The following is an 18,248-nucleotide window of genomic DNA, read 5'->3' on the forward strand; positions in this document are numbered from 1 at the left end:
TAATCGTACGCCATCGACGCCCCGCGCCATCCGGTCACGCGGCCAGCACGTCGCGATCGCGCGCCAGCAGCGCACGGGCCACGGGAGCCACGCGCTCCCGCTCGGCGTCGGTCAGCCCGGTCAGCAGCGGCAGCATGGGGCCCATATCCGCGACACCGGCCAGCGTCACCGCGTCGTGCAGGACCCGGATCGGGCTAATGGCATCGCGGCAGTCCTCCAGCGGCATGTACGCCGCGCGCACGCGCTCGGCCTCCGGCAACCGCCCTTCCTGCAGCAGGCGCAGCAATTGCATGGAGCCGCGCGGCGCGACGCATACGGAACCAGACGTGAAACTCTGCAGGCCGAATTCGCGGCAATGCACGATCGCCGGCCGCTCTCCGATACCGCTGACCATCAGCCGTGGATCGACTGCCTTCAACAAAGCGGACAGATAAGGATCCACGGCAGGATCATGCCGCACAACGGCGTATTTCACGGCTGCAATGCGGCCCTCTTCCACCAGGCGGCCCAGGGTCGATGGCGCGATATAGTCGGACGCCTTGATATAAACGACCACAGGGCGCGCGATGGCGTCGCTGAATCGCCGTATACCATCGGCGAGCCCCGCATCGGTGAACGGAAACGACATGGGCAGCAGCATCGCGGTCGGAAAGCTCCGCGATTTCAGGATGGCGGCCTGGTCCATCAACTTGCCGTAATCCGGCCCCGCGGACGGCAAGACCCAGGTGTCTGGTCCGGCTTGCTCGGCCAGGAAATCGACGATGCGCGCGTACTCGCTGACGGCGACGTTATAGAAGTTGGCGTTGCCCCCGTACATCACGCTACGCACCCCGCCCTGCTCTAGATGCCGCAGCAAGGCCGCGTTTGCCTGCGCATTGAGGCTGAGATCGGCGTTGCGTGCGAGCGGTGGTACCGCGATTACGGAACGGCGCAGATCGGTCACCGTAACGGCCGTGGTTTTCATGAATCGACTCCTGATGCGTGGAGGAAAGCAGCCCGCGCGGGGCATGGCTTTGCCACGTCGGCGCGTTCATGGGCAAATGTCGGACAAGAGTCCTCGATCTCGGTTAAAAGTATACTTGGTTGACATATTAATGCTCAATACATATAGTTGTTTTACAAGCACGTAGTCTGACAACTGACAATAAACGAGGCGTGTGGCTCTCATGCCGAGATGCGCGACCTCACCATACAGGAGACCTCCATGACCACGTTCTCGCGCGCGATCGCGCTCGCCGCCGCCCTCACGCTGACAGCCGGGGCTCCCGCCCTCGCGAAGTACCCGGACAAGCCGGTCACGGTCATCGTTCCCTTCGTACCCGGGGGATCCTCCGACATCACCGCGCGCGCCGTCCTGCCCGGCATGAACAAAATCTTCGGACAGACCTTCGTGGTGGAGAACAAGCCCGGCGCCAATGGCTCCATCGGCGCCCAGGCACTGGCCAGGTCCACCCCGGACGGCTACACCATGATGGTGGGATCCATCGGGACCTTCGCCATCAATCAGGCCTTGTACAAGGACTTATCGTACAACCCCAGCAAAGATTTCAAATACCTGACGATGGCGGTGCGCAACCCGAACGTGCTCGTCGCCGCGCCGAACTTCCCCGCCAAGACCGTGGCGGAACTGGTGGCCTATGCGAAGAAGAATCCCGGCTCGGTGTCCTACGCCTCGTCGGGCACCGGTTCCTCGGATCATCTGTCAGCCGTACTGTTCCGCCAGAAGAGCGGCACGACCGGTGTAGACGTTCCCTACCGGGGCGGCGCCGCGGCGATCAGCGACCTGATGGGTAGCCAGGTCAACGTATCCTTCCAGAATCTCGGCGCGGTCCTCTCCCATATCAAGGCCGGCAAGCTCAAGGCGCTGGCCACGACGGGAGACAAACGCATCCCCGATCTTCCCGACGTACCGACGATGGCGGAAGCCGGCATCAACGATATGGTCGTGTATTCCTGGCAGGGATTCGCCGTCCCCGCGGCGACGCCGGCCGACATCGTGACCTCGCTTTCGGATGGACTGCGCAAAACCCTGCGCGACAGCGCGGTTGAAAAGACATTGCACGGCCTGGGTTTCGAAGTCGTTGCCGATAGCCCGGAGGCCTTCACGAAATTCCAGCAGGCCGAAGTCAAGCGCTGGCAGGATGTGATTGCCAAGAGCAATATCAAGTTGGAGTAAATTACCCGCTACCGTTTTTTCCGCGATTGATCAGGTACGCGCCCAATGACCGCCAAGCACCGCATCATCCAGGTCGGCTCCTATGCCGGCTCGCCCACTGCGAACGAACGGCTCGCCCGTGACTACGACGTCGTCGAATTGTGGAAATATCCCGACCGCGAGGCCGCGCTGGCAGAACACGGCAAGGGCGTCGACGTACTGGTGACCTCCGCCAACTTCGGCTGCACGGCGGCAATGATCGATGCCTTGCCCGACCTGAAGGCCATCTGCAGCTGGGGAGTCGGCTACGAGACCATAGACGTCAAAGCGGCGCAGCGCCGTGGGGTGCAGGTCAGCAATACGCCGGATGTCCTGACCGACTGCGTGGCGGACCTGGCGTGGGGCCTGATGATCGCCGCGGCGCGGCGGATCGCCTATGGTGACCGCTTCGTCCGCGACGGCGGATGGGGACAGGTGCACGGCAGTATCCCGCTCGGCTCGCGTGTCAGCGGGAAAAAGCTGGGTATCGTGGGCCTGGGCCGCATCGGCCAGGCCATCGCCAGGCGGGGCATCGGCTTCGACATGGACGTGCGCTATCACAGCCGCAACAAGCGCGAGGACGTCGACTACCGCTACGAGGCTTCGCTCGTCGACCTGGCCGCCTGGGCGGATTTCCTGGTAGTCGCCACGGTGGGCGGCCCGGGCACCCACCATCTGATCTCGCGCGAAGTACTGGAAGCGCTGGGACCGAAGGGGACCATCATCAACATCGCCCGCGGACCTGTCATCGACGAGGCCGCGCTGGTACAGGCGCTGCAAAGCGGCAAGCTAGGCAACGCCGCGCTGGACGTATTCGAGCACGAACCCAAAGTGCCGGATGCGTTGAAGGCCAACGACAATGTCGTGCTTTTGCCGCATATCGGCAGCGCCACACTCGAAACGCGCCGCGACATGGAAGACCTGATGGTGCGCAACCTGGAGTCATTCCTGCAGACAGGCAGGCTGATCACACCGGTCACCGATTAAGGCTTCGGACCGTACGCCCCTGCCTAGGACGGATGGGCGATTTCGCGCTCTTCCGTCTTCAGGTGATTATCCGTGGCGAAATCCATGACGAACTTCCAGGCCAGCGGCTCGAGTTCGCGCAGGCGTTCGTCGACCACCACGCTGCGATAGCCGTCGACGATCACGGGAAGCACGTAGGGAGAGTAATAAAGCGGACTGGCGGGGGCGCTACCCGGCGGTCGGAATTGCGCCATGACGCCGGCAAGCCGCTCGGCCCAATCGCTGGGTCGAAATCGCTGGCCTTCTTCCGTAACACCGAGGATAACGAGTTGTCGCACGCGGAATACCGTTGGTTCTGCTGTCGGCGACGGGCGCGGCGCGCCGTCAGTGAGCAGCTCGCGACACGTGGGTCGCGACGCCGATTGTATATGATTGAAGCTTGCCCACATTGTATTCGGCCGACTGCCTCAAGGTCGAACCGCTGGCTTCCATACGGCTTTGGCGTGCTTTTCCACGCATCCCTGCCATAACGGACGTTTTTAAAAAAGAACGGGCATAATGAGGCGCCTCGCCCGCCGCCAGCGGGCGAGACCAACGATGTGCAGATCGACCATGACAACAGCAAGCACCCAAAACGGCCCCCTGCGCCATTTCCTGCAGTTTCGCGATTTTTCCGCCGCCGAGATCCACTACGTGCTGGAGCGCGCGCGCCTGATCAAGGACAAGTTCAAGCGCTACGATCCGCACATGACGCTGCATGACCGCACGTTGGCGATGGTCTTCGAAAAGGCCAGCACGCGTACGCGCGTATCGTTCGAGGCGGGGATGTATCAACTGGGCGGATCCGTCATCAACCTGACCTCCAACGATTCCCAGTTGGGGCGTGCCGAGCCTATCGAAGACACCGCGCGCGTTATCTCACGCATGGTGGATATCGTGATGATCCGCACCTTCGAGCAGACGCGTATCGAGCGTTTCGCCGCGCATTCCCGCGTTCCGGTCATCAACGGCCTGACCAACGAATTCCATCCCTGCCAGATACTGGCGGACATCTTCACCTACGTGGAGCATCGCGGCCCCATCGCGGGCAAGGTCGTGGCCTGGGTCGGCGACGCCAACAACATGTCCTATACCTGGCTGCAAGCCGCCGAAATGCTGGGATTCACCCTGCATGTATCGACGCCCTCGGGCTATGAACTGGAGCCTGCGCGCATCGGCACGCCCCCGGCGTCGGTGCTGCGGCAGTTCAAAGACCCGATGGAAGCCTGCCGCGGCGCGCACCTGGTCACGACGGACGTCTGGACCAGCATGGGCTACGAAGCGGAAAACGAACAGCGCCGCGCCGCCTTCGCGGATTGGTGTGTCGATGCCGACATGATGGCCGTGGCGGCGAGCGATGCCGTGTTCATGCACTGCCTGCCCGCGCATCGCGGCGAGGAAGTCACGGGCGAAGTCATCGATGGCCCGCAGAGTGTGGTCTGGGACGAAGCCGAGAACCGCCTGCACGTGCAAAAAGCCTTGATGGAATTCCTGTTGCTGGGCCGCTTGTCGTAGTATCGGGCCGGGCTTGTGATGGACCGGCATTGAACGGATGGCCGCATCCGGGCGCCATCCGTTCACCGCGAGCGCGTACTTTCAGCCGATGGCCTTGAACATGGTGCGCTTCGTGTTGCGAAACGACGGGCGCACCCGATCGCTCCAGGCGCTGGCGCGCACGGCCAGCCAGGGCGGGCTGCCAAAGGTCTCGATAGTCTCCAGGTCATAACACGCGTGATAGCGTGGCGACGACTCCGCGCAAGCGTAGCGTTCCGCCCGTACCGTACCGGGCACGCCGGCCAGGCCGGGCAAGTGTTCCTGGTCGTACCAGTCGTTCATATCCTGCTCCGCCTCGGGCAGCACATCCGTCTCCACGATGTAATGCCACGGCGCGGGGCGCCCCCGTGAAGCCCCGGGCAGGTCCGCCAGCCGTCGCAGCCACTGCATTCCGGCATCGGGATGCAGGCCTGCCAGCCGCTCCCGCAGGGTAGACAGCGCTGCCTCGGCGCCATCCCGCGGCAGCCGGCAATAGACATAGGTTTCCGCGGCCTCCACCGCCGCATACCCCTGGATGACCGCCTGCGCCGATCCCGCGCGCAATTGTTCGCCCAGCGCCGCCAAGCGCGCGGCGGACAGGCGTTCGCTAGGGATCTTCAAGAGAAGGACGTCGGTGGATTGTCCGGCTATGCCTTGCGGTGTCTCGCTCATCGGTGCCTCCAGGAAAACAGGCATGGTCGCGCAAGGCCGCTACGTGGGCAATGTGCACCCGCGTGCTTTCTCACTGCCTGGACGCGCACTTCCTCGCCCCCTCCCCCCGGCGAGCCCCGCCAATGCGCGGCGCCCGCCGCCTTGGGGGCCCGGACTAACCCTAGCTGGGGTGAACCCCGATGCGCTCAATCGTGAATATAGTATACAAAGTACGTTATCGAAATTTCTCCCGGAGCGCGCTTTGGACGCAGCCATTAACCCGGCCTCGAATGAACTGCGCTACTGGAGCTTGTCGCGAAGCCTGCAAGCCTTGAGGCAGGGCGAAATCACCGCCGAATCGCTCGTGGATGCCTGCGCGCAAGCATTTGCCGACAGCCACGCCCAGATCAATGCGCTGGCGCTCCAGGACTACGCGGCCGCGCAAGCCCAGGCCCGTCGCGCCGATGCCGCGCGCCAGCGCGGCGAGCCGCCGGGCGCCCTGCACGGTATTCCCTTTTCCATCAAGGAAAGCTTCGATGTCGCCGGCTGGCCGACGACCTGCGGCGACCCCGCGCATGCCGGCCAGTTGGCGCCGCGCGACGCCGAGGTGGTGCGGCGCCTGCGGGCGGCCGGCGCGATCCTGGTGGGCAAATCCAATGTCCCGCTCCACTTGCGTGACTGGCAAAGCTACAACGCGCTTTATGGCACCACACGCAACCCGCGCGATCTGTCCCGTACGCCGGGGGGCTCCTCGGGCGGCAGCGCCGCGGCGGTCTGCGCAGGCATGAGCGTGTTCGACGTGGGTTCCGATATCGGATCTTCCTTGCGCAACCCCGCCCACTATTGCGGGGTTTTTTCGCACAAAAGCAGCCACGGCCTGGTATCGCTGCGCGGCCACGGCATACGCAATACGGATCCCGCCCCCGACATCAATGTCGCCGGCCCTGTCGCGCGGTCCGCGGCGGATCTGGAAATCGTGCTGCGAGTACTGTCCGGGGATACCGGACAGGCGGGCCAGGCACGTACGCTGGCGGCGGCGCCGGACCGTGCGCCGAGCGAGTTTCGCGTGGCGGTATTGCCCACGCATTCCTTCGCGCCCGTCGATGCGGAGGTTTCCCGCGTCATCGAAGACCTGGGCCGGCAACTGCAAGGCCAGGGCATGCGGGTCTCCTGGAATGCCAGGCCCGCCATCGACGCCGAAACGCTTTGGCGGACTTATATCCTGATGCTGCGCGCGGCGACGTCCGCCTATATGACCGACTCCGCCTACGAGGCGGCGCGCCAACGAACGGGGCACGCGGATCCCGCCGACCTGTCCTACGCGACACTGCAGTACGTAGGGGCCACGCTGGATCACCGGACCTGGCTCAAACTGGCCGATATCCGGCGCGGTATCGAGCAGGCGTGGGCGGATTTTTTCGCCGATCACGATGTCCTGCTATGCCCTGCAGCCGCCACGGCGGCCTTCGAGCTGAATGAGCAGGGAGAGCCCTGGCAGCGCAGCCTGAACGTCAACGGGGAACTTCAACCCATGACGACCCAATTGTTCTGGGCAGGACATTCGGGGCTATGCGGCCTGCCGTCTACCGTCGCCCCCGCCGGACTCACGCCCACCGGCTTGCCGGTAGGCGTGCAGATCGTCGCGGCACGCTCGCACGACCTGACTTCGCTGCGTTTCGCGCAATGGCTGGAGCAGCATGGCCATGCTTTCCAGCCGCCCACGATGACGCACGCCGCCTGACCCTGCCGCCGCCGCATACCCATACCGATCCACCCACGATACGAAGGGAAAAGCTCATGTTCACCTGGTTCACCGAGTTGACACGCATGGAGCGCAAGGGCTTCTATGGCGCGTTCCTGGGACATGCGGTCGATGTCTTCGACTTCATGATCTACTCGTTCCTGATCTCGACCCTGCTTTCGCAATGGAACATGAGCAAGGCCGAGGCCGGCGCCATCGTCACCTATACCCTGGTATCGTCGCTGGTCGGCGCGATATTGGCGGGGGTGCTTGCCGATCGTTATGGGCGTGTGCGTGTGCTGCGCTGGACCATCGTGGTCTTCGCCTTCGCGTGCTTTTTGTGCGGACTATCGCAGAACCCGCAGCAACTGATGATCTTCCGCATCATCCAGGGATTGGGCTTCGGCGGCGAATCCTCGCTATGCATGGTGCTGGTAACGGAGATGATCCGCAACCCGGCGCACCGTGGCAAATACTCCGGCTTTACCGCCAGCAGCTATTCATTCGGCTGGGGCGCCGCCGCCTTGGCCTATGCCGCCATGTACGCCTTGATGCCGCCCGAATATGCATGGCGCGTCTGTTTTTTCCTGGGCATCCTGCCGGCCCTGGTCGTCATCTATCTGCGGCGCAATCTGGTTGAACCGGAAATCTACCTCGCGGCGCGGTCCGCCTCCGGAAAACACCTGCATAAGCCGGACCCGTTGCGGGTGGTGAAGTCTCCGCTGCTGATCAAGACCGTGCTCTGCAGCCTGCTGTCCGGCGGCATGCTGGGCGGCTACTACGCGATCGCGACGTGGCTGCCCACGTATCTGAAGATGGAGCGCGGGCTGTCGGTGTTCGGCACCAGTTCCTATCTGGTGGTCATGATTCTCGGCTCTTTCCTGGGCTACGTGGCGGGCGCCTATGCCACGGACCGCTTCGGGCGCCGCGCCACCTACATCCTGTTCGCGATCGGCGCCATGGCCATGGCGCTGATCTACATGCTGATTCCGATTTCGAACACCTCCATGCTGTTCCTGGGATTTCCCATGGGCATCCTCATGCAGGGCATGTTCTCCGGAATCGGCGCCACCCTGTCCGAATCCTATCCCAGCAGCGTACGCGCGACCGGCTATGGCGTCTCGTATAACGCGGGACGCGTCATCGGATCGCTGTTTCCGCTCAGCGTCGGCTGGCTGAGCGGCGGCACCCTGGCGCTGGGCGTCTCCATCGCGGTGGTCGCGGGCGTCGGCTACGCCCTGGTGATCGTATCCGCGCTGCTGCTGCCGGAGACCAATGGGCTGGACCTGTCCCGCATCGAGGAAGACGGCGCCGCGCCGTCCGATGGCTTGGGCATCGCCCCAGGGGCCAGCGCCACGCGCGCCGGCTGAGTGCCGGGGGCTCGCCTGGAGGATCGCGCAAACGCGGTAAAATGCACGGTTTTCTACCTCCAGGCGACACAAGGCGATAACGTCATGGCAACCATCCTTCAGCACATCCCCGCCGGCCAAAAGGTCGGCATTGCGTTCTCAGGCGGTCTGGACACGAGCGCCGCGCTGCATTGGATGCGCGAAAAAGGCGCCGTGCCCTATGCGTATACCGCCAATCTGGGCCAGCCCGACGAGCCCGACTACGACGAAATCCCCCGTCGCGCCATGCAATACGGCGCGGAAAAGGCGCGCCTGGTGGATTGCCGCAGCCAGCTCGTGGCCGAAGGCATTGCGGCCCTGCAAAGCGGCGCATTCCATATTTCCACCGCGGGTATCACCTACTTCAATACGACGCCGATCGGACGCGCCGTCACCGGCACCATGCTGGTCGCCGCGATGAAGGAAGACGACGTCAATATCTGGGGCGATGGCAGTACCTTCAAGGGCAACGATATCGAGCGTTTCTACCGCTACGGCCTGTTGACCAATCCGGAACTCAAGATCTACAAGCCCTGGCTGGACCAGGCCTTTATCGACGAACTCGGCGGCCGCGCCGAGATGTCGGAATACATGCGGCAATCGGGTTTCGAATATCGCATGTCGGCGGAAAAGGCTTATTCGACCGACTCGAATATGCTGGGCGCCACCCACGAGGCAAAAGACCTGGAACACCTGAATTCCGGCATTCGCATCGTGCAACCCATCATGGGCGTGGCCTTCTGGCGCGACGACGTCGACGTCAAGCGCGAGGAAGTCAGCGTGCGCTTTGTCGAAGGTCAGCCCGTGGCACTGAACGGCGTGGAATATAGCGACCCCGTGGCGCTGATGCTGGAAGCGAACCGCATCGGCGGACGCCATGGCCTGGGCATGAGCGATCAGATCGAGAACCGCATCATCGAAGCCAAGAGCCGCGGTATCTACGAAGCGCCGGGCATGGCGCTGCTGTTCATTGCCTACGAACGCCTGGTCACCGGCATCCACAACGAAGACACCATCGAGCAGTATCGCGAAAACGGCCGCAAGCTGGGCCGCCTGTTGTACCAGGGCCGGTGGTTCGATCCCCAGGCCATCATGCTGCGCGAAACCGCGCAGCGCTGGGTCGCGCGCGCCGTCACCGGTGAAGTCACCATCGAGCTGCGCCGCGGCAACGATTATTCCATCGTCAATACCGAGTCGTCCAATCTGACGTACAAGCCGGAACGCCTGACGATGGAAAAGGGAGAATCGGTATTCTCGCCGCAGGACCGGATCGGCCAGCTCACCATGCGCAACCTGGACATCGTCGACACGCGCGAAAAGCTGTTCACCTATGTCAAGGCCGGCCTGCTGGCCCCCGCCGCCGGCGCCGCCCTTCCGCAGCTGAAGGACGAAAAGAAGTAAAGCCTTCGCCGGCGTGACATGCGCCGCGCAAAGCAAAACGCCGCGTGCTCCTGCACGCGGCGTTTTTTTTGTCTGGCCACAGCGGCTCGCGCGGCTACAGCTCTACTTGCATGCCCATTTCGACCACGCGGTTGGGAGGGATCTTGAAGAACTTCGTGCTGCGCGTGGAATTCCGGGCCATGAAGGCGAACACGGCGCGGCGCCACCCCCGCATGGCCGGCCTCTTGGCCGCGACGACCGTCTGGCGCGACAGATAGTACGACGTGCGCATGGGCTCCAGATCCACCTCGGGATAGGCCTCGGCGACTTCGCGTAAGGCCTCCGGCACATCGGGTTCTTCCTTGAAGCCGTAAGTCAGTACGGCCTGCCAGCTGGACGCACTGAGCTTGGTCAGGGAAAAGCGTTCGTCCGGCGACACATAAGGCACGTCGGCACTACGTATCGTCAGGAACAACACGTGATCATGCAGCACCTTGTTGTGCTTCAGGTTGTGCAGCAGCGCCGGCGGCACGTTGCCGGGGTTCATCGTCATGAAGATCGCGGTGCCATGCACGCGCGCCGGCGGAAACTGTTCCAGCTGTTCCATGAACTCGCCCAGGGGCTGGCGGTCGCGCTGCTGCTGCAGGCTGAGCAGATGGCGGCCGCGCCGCCAGGTCAACATCAGGGTGAACACCACGATCCCCACCGACAGCGGCAACCAGCCGCCCTCTTCCACCTTGAGCGCGTTCGCGGAAAACAGCAGCAGGTCGAACACCAGGAGAAAGCCCAATATGGCCCACCACATGGCGCGCCGCGGCCCGCTCACGGCGGCGCGCGACATCAGGGATAGCAGCAGTACCGAGGTCGTCAGCATGGTGCCGGTGACCGCGAACCCATATGCGGCGGCCAGGTTATCGGAACTGCGGAACACCACCACCAGGACGAGCACCGCGACCAGCAGCAGCGCATTGACCTGCGGCAGGTAGATCTGGCCCTTTTCCACCGCGGAGGTGTGCAGGATCTCCATGCGCGGCCAATATCCCAATTGCACCGCCTGGCGGGTCATCGAATACGCGCCGGATATAACCGCCTGCGAGGCGATGATGGTGGCAACCGTCGCCAGGCACACCAGCGGTACCAGCCCCCACTCCGGCGACATCAGGAAGAAGGGGTTGGCGATGGCCTGGGGATCGCGCAGCAGCAACGCACCCTGACCGAAGTAGCAGAGCGTCAACGCCGGCGCCACCATCCAGAACCACGCGCGGCGTATGGCACCCCGGCCGAAATGGCCCATATCGGCGTAGAGGGCTTCCGCGCCGGTCAAGGCCAGTACGACCGAACCCAGCAACACGAAGCTGGCACGCGGCGATTCGATCACGAAGTGCACGCCCCAGATCGGATTGAGCGCCTGCAGGATCGCCGGCGTCTGCACGATCTGCCAGACGCCCAGCACGGCAAGCGTGGCGAACCAGAGCCCCATGATGGGACCGAAAAGCTTCCCCATCACCCCGGTGCCATGCGACTGGATCATGAACAGCGCGACCAGCACGATAAGGGCCAGCGGCACCACCCAGTGCTCGAAGCGGTGCGATATGACGCTGATACCTTCCAGCGCCGACAGTACCGAGATGGCCGGTGTGATCATGCTGTCGCCGTAGAACAGCGCCGCCCCGAAAATCGCCAGCGCGATCAGCAGCATGCGGACGCGGCCCTGGCGCCCCCGAATGGCGAGCTCCAACAGCGCGAGCGTGCCGCCCTCGCCCCGGTTGTCCGCGCGCAGCACCAGCATGATGTACTTGAAAGACACCACCAGCATCAGCATCCAGAACAGGATGGACAGCACGCCCAGCACGTGTTCCGGCCGCAGATCCCCATAACCGACCAGGCATTGGCGCAGCGTGTACAGGGGACTGGTACCGATGTCGCCGTAGACGACGCCGAGCGCGCCGATGACCAGGGCGGCCCGGGAAGAAGGAGCATGATGCGCCGTGGCCACGGGGGACGGTCTTGTCGCGGTTCCGGTCGTCATACCTGTATATCGTGTCGGGTCAATTGAGCGCCTTTGCGCGGACCGGGGAATACCACGGTCAGGCGCGTGCCCGGGAATTCGGGTCGGCTGGAGAGTTTCCACCACGCGCCATGCGCATGCGCGATTTCGCGCACGATGGCCAGGCCCAGGCCGGAGCCTCCGGCCGTTGCCGCGGGGGATCGATAAAAGGCCTCGAATACCCTGTCCTGGTCTTCCGCCGGGATGCCGGGCCCATCGTCCATGACGGTCAGGCAGGGCGGATTGCTGCCCACGGTCAGGGTAATCCGGCCGCCCGACGTGCCGTAACGCAGGGCATTGTCCAGCAGATTACCGAGCAGTTCGTCCAGCAGCAGCGGATCCGCGTCGACCCAAACAGGGGTGTCCGGCGCGATCAGGTCCAGCTCGAACTGCGCGGCCCGCACGCGCGGTATCCATTCCGCGCCGCTGGCACGCACCCACTCGCACAGATCGATCCGCACGAAGCTGTCCTGCGGGCGCGCGTTGGGATCGGCCCGGGCGAGCACCAGCAACTGCTGTCCCAGGCGGATCATGCGGTCGCTGACCGCCTTGATGCGTTCGGCGCGCGCGCGTACATCGTCGGGAAGCGGACGGGCCAGCATCAACTCGGATTCCAGCCGCAAGCCGCTCAATGGTGTGCGCAATTGGTGCGCCGCATGGCCGATAAAGCGGCGTTGGGCGGCCAGCGACGCGTCCAGCCGGGCGAGCAAATCGTTGGTGTGCAGAACCAGGGGTTCCATTTCGGCGGGCACGCCCGCCACTTCCAGCGGCTGCATGTCGTCGATGGAGCGCTGCCGAATTTCCTCCGACAGCAGGTTGACCGAGCGCAGCCCGGAACGCACGCCATGGACGACGACCCAGGCGAACAGCGACATCAGGATGATCTGGCCGACCACCATGAGCAGGAAAAAGTCTTCCAGCTCCCAGAGCGTCATGTCGATCTTGTGGGTCATGACCCACGTCGCCGCCAGGTCCAGCAGGACCAGCAGAAGGATGGCGGGCAGCAGTCGCACGACCAGATAGCGGGCCAGCGACCCTCTGGGCAGAAGCAGACCGGACCGGGGAGTGCGCGGGCTTTGCTGGTTGCTACGGATACGGTCGGACGGAATATCCACGGTCATGTTCGTAGGCCAACCCGGCCGGACAGTCGGAGTCCGGGTCTTTGGTCACCCGCGCGCAAGCGAGCTTTCAGGCTGCTTCCACATCCAGCAGGTAGCCGAAGCCACGCACCGTCTGGATACTGGCGCCCGTGCCTTCCAGGCGCTTGCGCAGGCGGTATACGTAGACTTCAACCGCGTTTTCGCTGAAATCGGCGTCCCAGGCAGACAGGGAGTTGACGATCTGGCGCTTGGTCACCACGCGACCGACACGTGCCATCAGCATTTCGAGGACGGATAGTTCGCGCACCGACAGCGACAGCCGTTCGCCGTGGACGCGGACTTCGCGGCCGACCGTGTCGAAGACGAGAGGCCCGACTTCGATCAGGGGTTGCGCTTGTCCGCTGCGGCGGCGGAAGAAGGCCCGCACGCGTGCCGCGAGCTCGGGCAGTTCGAACGGCTTGGTGACATAGTCATCCGCGCCCGCGTCCAGCCCCGCCACCCGGTCTTCAAGACCGTCACGGGCCGTCAGTATGAGCACGGGCACCTGATTGCCGTCCGCGCGCAATTGCCGCAGAACGTCGAGCCCGCTCATGCCGGGAAGGTTGAGATCGAGCAGAAGCAGATCGTATGGTTGGCCCGCCAAGGCGCCCAGCACCTTGTCGCCCTCGGTGAGCCAATCGACCGCATACCCCTGGTCGGCCAGAAACTCCTGCAGCGCGTGGCCCAGGGTTGTGTCGTCTTCGATTACCAGTACTCGCATGGCGCGATTCTAGCGCGATCCGGACGGCAGCGCGCTACGTCCCGTGAACCTGTGGCGAAATATTTCGTGGCCTATTTGGCCGGCGCCTCCACGCCCCCCGCGCCGGCGCCCGGCGTACCGGGGACGGACGGGGCCGGCGTGGTGACGAAGCCGATACGCCCCAGGCCGGAACGGCGGGCGGCCGCCATCACCTTGGCCAAGGTTTCGTAACGGGTATCCAGATCGGCCCGGATGCGCAGTTCGGGCTGCGGCTGGCTCCCGGCAGCCGCGGCAAAGCGGTCCGGCAGCTCGGCTTCCAGCACCGGCTTGTCATCCCAGAACAGCTGGCCGTGTGCGTCGATCGCCAAGTCGATGGTCTTGGGCTCTTCCTTGACCGGCTCCGCGCTGACCTGCGGCATATTGATCCGGATCGAATGAGCCATCAGGGGCGCGGTGATGATGAAAATGACCAGGAGCACCAACATGACGTCGATCAGAGGCACCATGTTGATTTCCGACATCGCGTGGCCGCCGGAACCTTTGTTGTCGAAGCCGCCGAAAGCCATTTATTCGCCCCCGCGCGTCGCCTGCGCACCGCCGGTGCGCCGCATGGCGCGCACTTTGCTGTCGGACATCGCCACCTGCTGGCCGGTCGTCAGGAACGCGAAGAGGTCGTGCGCGAATGCGTCCAGCCGCGAAAGGAAGACACGATTCTTGCGCACGAAGGTGTTGTAGGCCAGCACCGCGGGGATTGCCACGGCCAGTCCAAGCCCTGTCATGATCAGGGCCTCGCCCACCGGGCCGGCGATGCGGTTGATGGTAACGCCGTCCGCCAGGCCGATGCCGACCAGGGCGTGATACACGCCCCACACCGTACCGAACAACCCCACGAAAGGCGCGGTGGATCCTACCGACGCCAGTACGGTCAGGCCGTTTTCCAGCTTGGCGGTCTCCTCATCGATAACCTTGCGCATCGTCCGCGTCACGAATTCGCTGTTGGATCCGGCCTCGGACAGCGTCGTCGCGCCGTATTTGGCATGGTGAGCCTGCGCATGCATGGCATGCGACGCAAGATGCGAAAACGGATCGCGCGCACCATGCGTAGTGATTTCGTGCTCGACCTGCTCCAGCGAGCTCGCATTCCAGAATTTATTGAGGAAATCGCGCGAGCGCTTGCGGACCACGGTGCTATTGACCGCCTTGACGACGATCAGGTACCAGGTCACCAGGGACATCAGGACCAGGATGACGAACAGCGTCTTGCCGACAACGTCGCTTTGCGAGACAAAATGCATGACGCCCATATCTGGCACCGGCAACGGAGCCGGCGCCGCGGGCATGGCCGCCGGTGCCTGGAGGGCACCCCCGGCAGTCGCTCCGGCGGCGGGATCGGCCGTCGCGGCGGGCGCCGCCTGCGCCAGCACCATGGCGATATGGTGTGCGATGGACATGTCAGTTCCTTATATTGAAATCGAACGGGATTCTTGCCTGGACCGTGTACGCGACGCCATTGCGCGTATAGGGTTTGAAACGCACCCGGCGCACGGCATCCAGCGCCGCTTCATCCAAACGCGGGAAGCCGGACGAAGCCACGACCGTCGCCTTTTCGATGCCCCCCTGGGCATTGACCACCACCAACACGGTGACGCGCCCCTCTTCCCGGCGCCGCTTGGACGCCAGGGGATATACCACCGAGGGCCCTGGCCCCAGATATTCGATATTGGACACCGTCTCGGGCTGGTCCCGCGGCGGGCCCTGGCGCGGCGCCTGGGTCGCGGTGGCGCCGTCAGGTGCCCCCGTCGGCGGCGACGGAGGCGCGGGCGGCTGCTCGACCGCTTTGGGCGGCGGCGTTTCCTTGACGGGCTGGGGCTTCGGCTTGGCCTGGGGCTTGGGCTTAGGCTTCGGTTTGGGGGCCGGAACGACGGGCTTTTCGATGACCGGTTCGGGCTCGGGTTCGGGCTCCGCCTTCTCGGTCGGCTGCGGTTCCGGTTCTGGCGTCACCTGCGGCTGTGGCGGCGACGGAGGCTGCACCTCGGGCTTGGGCGGCTCCGGGGTTTCGTCGGCCTTGGCCACCTGCGGAACAGGGGCTTCGACCACGCTCACCATGATGGGTTGGCTTTCCGGCGGGAGCGGCACGACTTCCCGGCTGGACAGGATGGCTCCCGCCACGATGGCATGCACTGCGACGACGACGATTCCCGCGACGAGCCTGACGCCCAGGGAAGCATTCGATGACGTGGACCAATTACGCTTTTTGTTGCTAGGCATGAACCAGCCCAATGCCCTGACTTGAGTTGGACTGCGACGCGGACGGAATGCGGCGACGCGGGATAAGTCCGATATGCTATCTCAAATGGGAATTATTCGCAAAAGCATTTGGGCCTTGCCGCGACGGGGTGGCGGACAGGCGGAATTCTGCGGGAACATGCCCATCCACCAAGCGAAAACTCATGCGATGCGCGACATGGGAAGCAGATGCCGGGAACCGAGTACCTCGCGACTGGATAGCGGTAGCCGCACCACCGCAGCGACGTGACGACTCCCGCCCCTGGCTTCGACGACCCGCGGTCCCCATCCGTGAAAACTGCCCCGGCGTGAGACAGGCAATGCGATCCACGACGACGGCCACGAGGCACACCGTTTGCGTATCCGGCGTTATTTAAGGAGACCAGCATGAGCGACAATCTGCAAGAGCGCGGGCCCGCCGACCGCTCCCGCATCAACCTGAACGAGCGCTGGGAAGTCGATTACTGGAGCAAGACCCTGGGATGCACGCCCGATCAACTGCGTGAGGCCGTCGCAAAGGCGGGTAGCAGCGTAGACAAGGTGCGCGAGCAGCTCGGGAAAGGACGCCAGGCCACGTGATATCGCGCACACCGAGCCCGCCTACGAAACCGGAGAGGCTTCCGGGCGCTTGTCCTGGAACGGACAGGCTTCCGAGCGTTTGATGATTGGAAACGGGAATGGAGTGGTGGGTGCTGAGGGGTTCGAACCCCCGACCTACGCCTTGTAAGGGCGCCGCTCTACCAGCTGAGCTAAGCACCCCAATAGAGTGGGGCCACTCTTCATGCAAACCGCGAGTGCGGATTATAGCGACCGCCCGGTGAAGCCGCAAACGAGGGGTACAGGGACTGCGCATGGAAGCGGCGCGATGCGACGCGCTCATCGTCCCCCGTTCTGCCGGGCGATCGCGATCGAATGATCGATCAGTTGACTGCGTCCTTCAGGGCCTTGCCGGCGCGGAACTTCGGCACCTTGGCCTTTTTGATTTTGATGCTTTCGCCGGTGCGCGGATTGCGACCGGTACGTGCTGCGCGGGAAGATACGGCGAACGTGCCGAAACCGACCAGCGTGACGGTCCCGCCTTTCTTCAGCGTCGACTTCACGGCGCCGATCAACGCGTCGAGGGAACGGCCGGCAGCCGCCTTCGAGATATCCGCTTTGCTGGCGATGTGGTCGATAAGTTCAGTTTTGTTCATGCAGAATTACCCCTCACAGGTATGGTGCCCCGGTGGCCTGCCCGGCCGGCAGGGCTATCGAACGACTTCTTCTTGAACGGTTTGCATGACAAACCGCGACGCTTAAATTGCTACGCCGCCCATGATTTCGCGTGCGTTGAGGCAGGCAAACCAGGAGCGACGTAGTGGCGTATTAGGCACTGACGGCACAAGGCTGTCAAGAAAAAAACCGGCGAAACCCGCGCCGTTACTGGCTTTCCGGCGCGAAAGCGACAGCGGGCGCCACCGCGCGCAGGCCTGCGGCCGCCCCGCTCCGCCGAGGTCGCTACACGTCGACCCAGCGGCGCAGCAGGTTGTGATAAACGCCGGTCAGCTGCACCAGCGAAGGGTGCTCTTTGACATCCTGCGTCAATCTTTGAATAGCGACGTCCAGTTCCAGCAGCAAGGTGCGCTGTGCATCTTCGCGCACCAGGCTTTGCATCCAGAAGAACGAACTGATGCGGGCGCCGCGCGTTACCGCGTTGACACGATGCAGGCTGGTTCCAGGATAGAGCACCATATGTCCCGCGGGCAACTTGATGCTGCGCGGACCATACAGGTCATCCACCACGAGTTCGCCACCGTCGTAGCTGTCCGGCTCCGAAAGGAACAGTGTCGCGGACATATCCGTGCGCACGCGATCCGCTGTGCCGGTGACGGGCCGGACGGCGTTATCGACGTGATAGCCGAAATTTTCACCGCCTTCGTAGCGGTTGAACAAAGGAGGAATGATCTTGCGAGGCAGCGCGGCAGCCATGAAGAGCGGGTTGCGGGCCAATCGCTGAAGGATCGCGTTGCCCAGCTCCTGCGCGAGCGGACTGCCCTCGGCCAGTTGCCGATTCTGCTTGACCTGGGCGGACTGGTGGCCCGCGGTTACCTTGCCGTCCACCCAATCGGCTGCTTCGAGCCGGCCGCGCATCTCGGCGGCTTCGGCGGGCGTAAGGACATCGGCAATCTGGATCAACATCGCGGG

18 protein-coding genes and 1 tRNA gene are annotated in these 18,248 nt (G+C 64.0%); 7 read left to right on the forward strand and 12 right to left on the reverse strand.

Going from position 1 to position 18,248, the window contains the following annotated elements:
* Nucleotides 1-34: 34 nt before the first annotated feature.
* Complete coding sequence (locus CAL28_RS18290; protein WP_094842694.1) at nucleotides 35-964, reverse strand: dihydrodipicolinate synthase family protein; 930 nt, start codon at nucleotides 962-964, stop codon at nucleotides 35-37.
* Nucleotides 965-1,204: 240 nt separating this feature from the next.
* Here CAL28_RS18290 and CAL28_RS18295 point away from each other — a divergent pair, with 240 nt between their 5' ends.
* Nucleotides 1,205-2,176, forward strand: coding sequence for a Bug family tripartite tricarboxylate transporter substrate binding protein (locus tag CAL28_RS18295; protein ID WP_094842695.1), 972 nt, complete (start codon nucleotides 1,205-1,207; stop codon nucleotides 2,174-2,176).
* Nucleotides 2,177-2,221: 45 nt separating this feature from the next.
* Complete coding sequence (locus tag CAL28_RS18300; RefSeq protein ID WP_094842696.1) at nucleotides 2,222-3,181, forward strand: 2-hydroxyacid dehydrogenase; 960 nt, start codon at nucleotides 2,222-2,224, stop codon at nucleotides 3,179-3,181.
* 23 nt (nucleotides 3,182-3,204) lie between these two features.
* On the opposite strand, the gene CAL28_RS18305 is transcribed toward CAL28_RS18300, so the two are convergent.
* Nucleotides 3,205-3,555, reverse strand: a complete 351-nt coding sequence (locus CAL28_RS18305; RefSeq protein WP_254926296.1) for a DUF3579 domain-containing protein — start codon at nucleotides 3,553-3,555, stop codon at nucleotides 3,205-3,207.
* Between the two features lie 217 nt (nucleotides 3,556-3,772).
* Here CAL28_RS18305 and argF point away from each other — a divergent pair, with 217 nt between their 5' ends.
* A complete protein-coding gene (gene argF / locus CAL28_RS18310; RefSeq protein WP_094842698.1) occupies nucleotides 3,773-4,714 on the forward strand; it encodes an ornithine carbamoyltransferase in 942 nt (313 codons plus the stop codon).
* Between the two features lie 81 nt (nucleotides 4,715-4,795).
* On the opposite strand, the gene CAL28_RS18315 is transcribed toward argF, so the two are convergent.
* Nucleotides 4,796-5,404: a DUF4286 family protein gene (locus CAL28_RS18315; protein ID WP_094842699.1), complete on the reverse strand. Its 609-nt coding sequence runs from the start codon at nucleotides 5,402-5,404 to the stop codon at nucleotides 4,796-4,798.
* Nucleotides 5,405-5,645: 241 nt separating this feature from the next.
* Between CAL28_RS18315 and CAL28_RS18320 the strand changes: the two genes are divergently transcribed.
* From CAL28_RS18320 to argG, 3 genes are all read left to right on the forward strand, one after another.
* Complete coding sequence (locus CAL28_RS18320; RefSeq protein ID WP_440588396.1) at nucleotides 5,646-7,124, forward strand: amidase; 1,479 nt, start codon at nucleotides 5,646-5,648, stop codon at nucleotides 7,122-7,124.
* Nucleotides 7,125-7,180: 56 nt separating this feature from the next.
* A complete protein-coding gene (locus CAL28_RS18325) occupies nucleotides 7,181-8,494 on the forward strand; it encodes an MFS transporter (protein WP_094842701.1) in 1,314 nt (437 codons plus the stop codon).
* An 84-nt stretch (nucleotides 8,495-8,578) separates the two neighbouring features.
* Nucleotides 8,579-9,913 carry an argininosuccinate synthase gene (gene argG / locus CAL28_RS18330; protein WP_094842702.1) on the forward strand — a complete coding sequence of 445 codons (1,335 nt, stop codon included), beginning with the start codon at nucleotides 8,579-8,581 and terminating at the stop codon, nucleotides 9,911-9,913.
* A 94-nt stretch (nucleotides 9,914-10,007) separates the two neighbouring features.
* On the opposite strand, the gene CAL28_RS18335 is transcribed toward argG, so the two are convergent.
* The 6 genes from CAL28_RS18335 to CAL28_RS18360 all read right to left on the reverse strand — a co-directional run bounded on the left by CAL28_RS18335 (nucleotide 10,008) and on the right by CAL28_RS18360 (nucleotide 16,046).
* Nucleotides 10,008-11,921 (reverse strand): potassium transporter Kup, encoded by a 1,914-nt coding sequence (locus tag CAL28_RS18335; protein ID WP_094842703.1) that lies wholly within the window; start codon nucleotides 11,919-11,921, stop codon nucleotides 10,008-10,010.
* Nucleotides 11,918-12,943 carry a sensor histidine kinase gene (locus tag CAL28_RS18340; RefSeq protein ID WP_254926298.1) on the reverse strand — a complete coding sequence of 342 codons (1,026 nt, stop codon included), beginning with the start codon at nucleotides 12,941-12,943 and terminating at the stop codon, nucleotides 11,918-11,920. Before CAL28_RS18340 ends, CAL28_RS18335 begins: the two co-directional genes overlap by 4 nt.
* A 184-nt stretch (nucleotides 12,944-13,127) precedes the next feature.
* A complete protein-coding gene (locus CAL28_RS18345; protein WP_094842705.1) occupies nucleotides 13,128-13,799 on the reverse strand; it encodes a response regulator transcription factor in 672 nt (223 codons plus the stop codon).
* 71 nt (nucleotides 13,800-13,870) lie between these two features.
* Nucleotides 13,871-14,344 carry an ExbD/TolR family protein gene (locus CAL28_RS18350; RefSeq protein WP_094842706.1) on the reverse strand — a complete coding sequence of 158 codons (474 nt, stop codon included), beginning with the start codon at nucleotides 14,342-14,344 and terminating at the stop codon, nucleotides 13,871-13,873.
* Complete coding sequence (locus tag CAL28_RS18355; protein WP_094842707.1) at nucleotides 14,345-15,229, reverse strand: MotA/TolQ/ExbB proton channel family protein; 885 nt, start codon at nucleotides 15,227-15,229, stop codon at nucleotides 14,345-14,347. It abuts the gene before it with no gap.
* Nucleotide 15,230: 1 nt separating this feature from the next.
* Nucleotides 15,231-16,046 (reverse strand): energy transducer TonB, encoded by an 816-nt coding sequence (locus tag CAL28_RS18360; RefSeq protein WP_094842708.1) that lies wholly within the window; start codon nucleotides 16,044-16,046, stop codon nucleotides 15,231-15,233.
* 405 nt (nucleotides 16,047-16,451) lie between these two features.
* Between CAL28_RS18360 and CAL28_RS18365 the strand changes: the two genes are divergently transcribed.
* On the forward strand, nucleotides 16,452-16,643 hold the full coding sequence (locus tag CAL28_RS18365) for a DUF3606 domain-containing protein (RefSeq protein WP_094842709.1): 192 nt from the start codon (nucleotides 16,452-16,454) through the stop codon (nucleotides 16,641-16,643).
* 104 nt (nucleotides 16,644-16,747) lie between these two features.
* Here CAL28_RS18365 and CAL28_RS18370 read toward each other — a convergent pair.
* The 3 genes from CAL28_RS18370 to CAL28_RS18380 all read right to left on the reverse strand — a co-directional run bounded on the left by CAL28_RS18370 (nucleotide 16,748) and on the right by CAL28_RS18380 (nucleotide 18,242).
* Nucleotides 16,748-16,823, reverse strand: a tRNA-Val gene (locus CAL28_RS18370).
* A 161-nt stretch (nucleotides 16,824-16,984) separates the two neighbouring features.
* A complete protein-coding gene (locus CAL28_RS18375) occupies nucleotides 16,985-17,257 on the reverse strand; it encodes an HU family DNA-binding protein (protein WP_066637942.1) in 273 nt (90 codons plus the stop codon).
* A 304-nt stretch (nucleotides 17,258-17,561) separates the two neighbouring features.
* On the reverse strand, nucleotides 17,562-18,242 hold the full coding sequence (locus tag CAL28_RS18380; RefSeq protein ID WP_094842710.1) for a Fe2+-dependent dioxygenase: 681 nt from the start codon (nucleotides 18,240-18,242) through the stop codon (nucleotides 17,562-17,564).
* Nucleotides 18,243-18,248: the final 6 nt, after the last annotated feature.

Origin of the sequence: Bordetella genomosp. 11, from assembly GCF_002261215.1 — a bacterium.
Lineage (GTDB): Bacteria > Pseudomonadota > Gammaproteobacteria > Burkholderiales > Burkholderiaceae_B > Bordetella_C.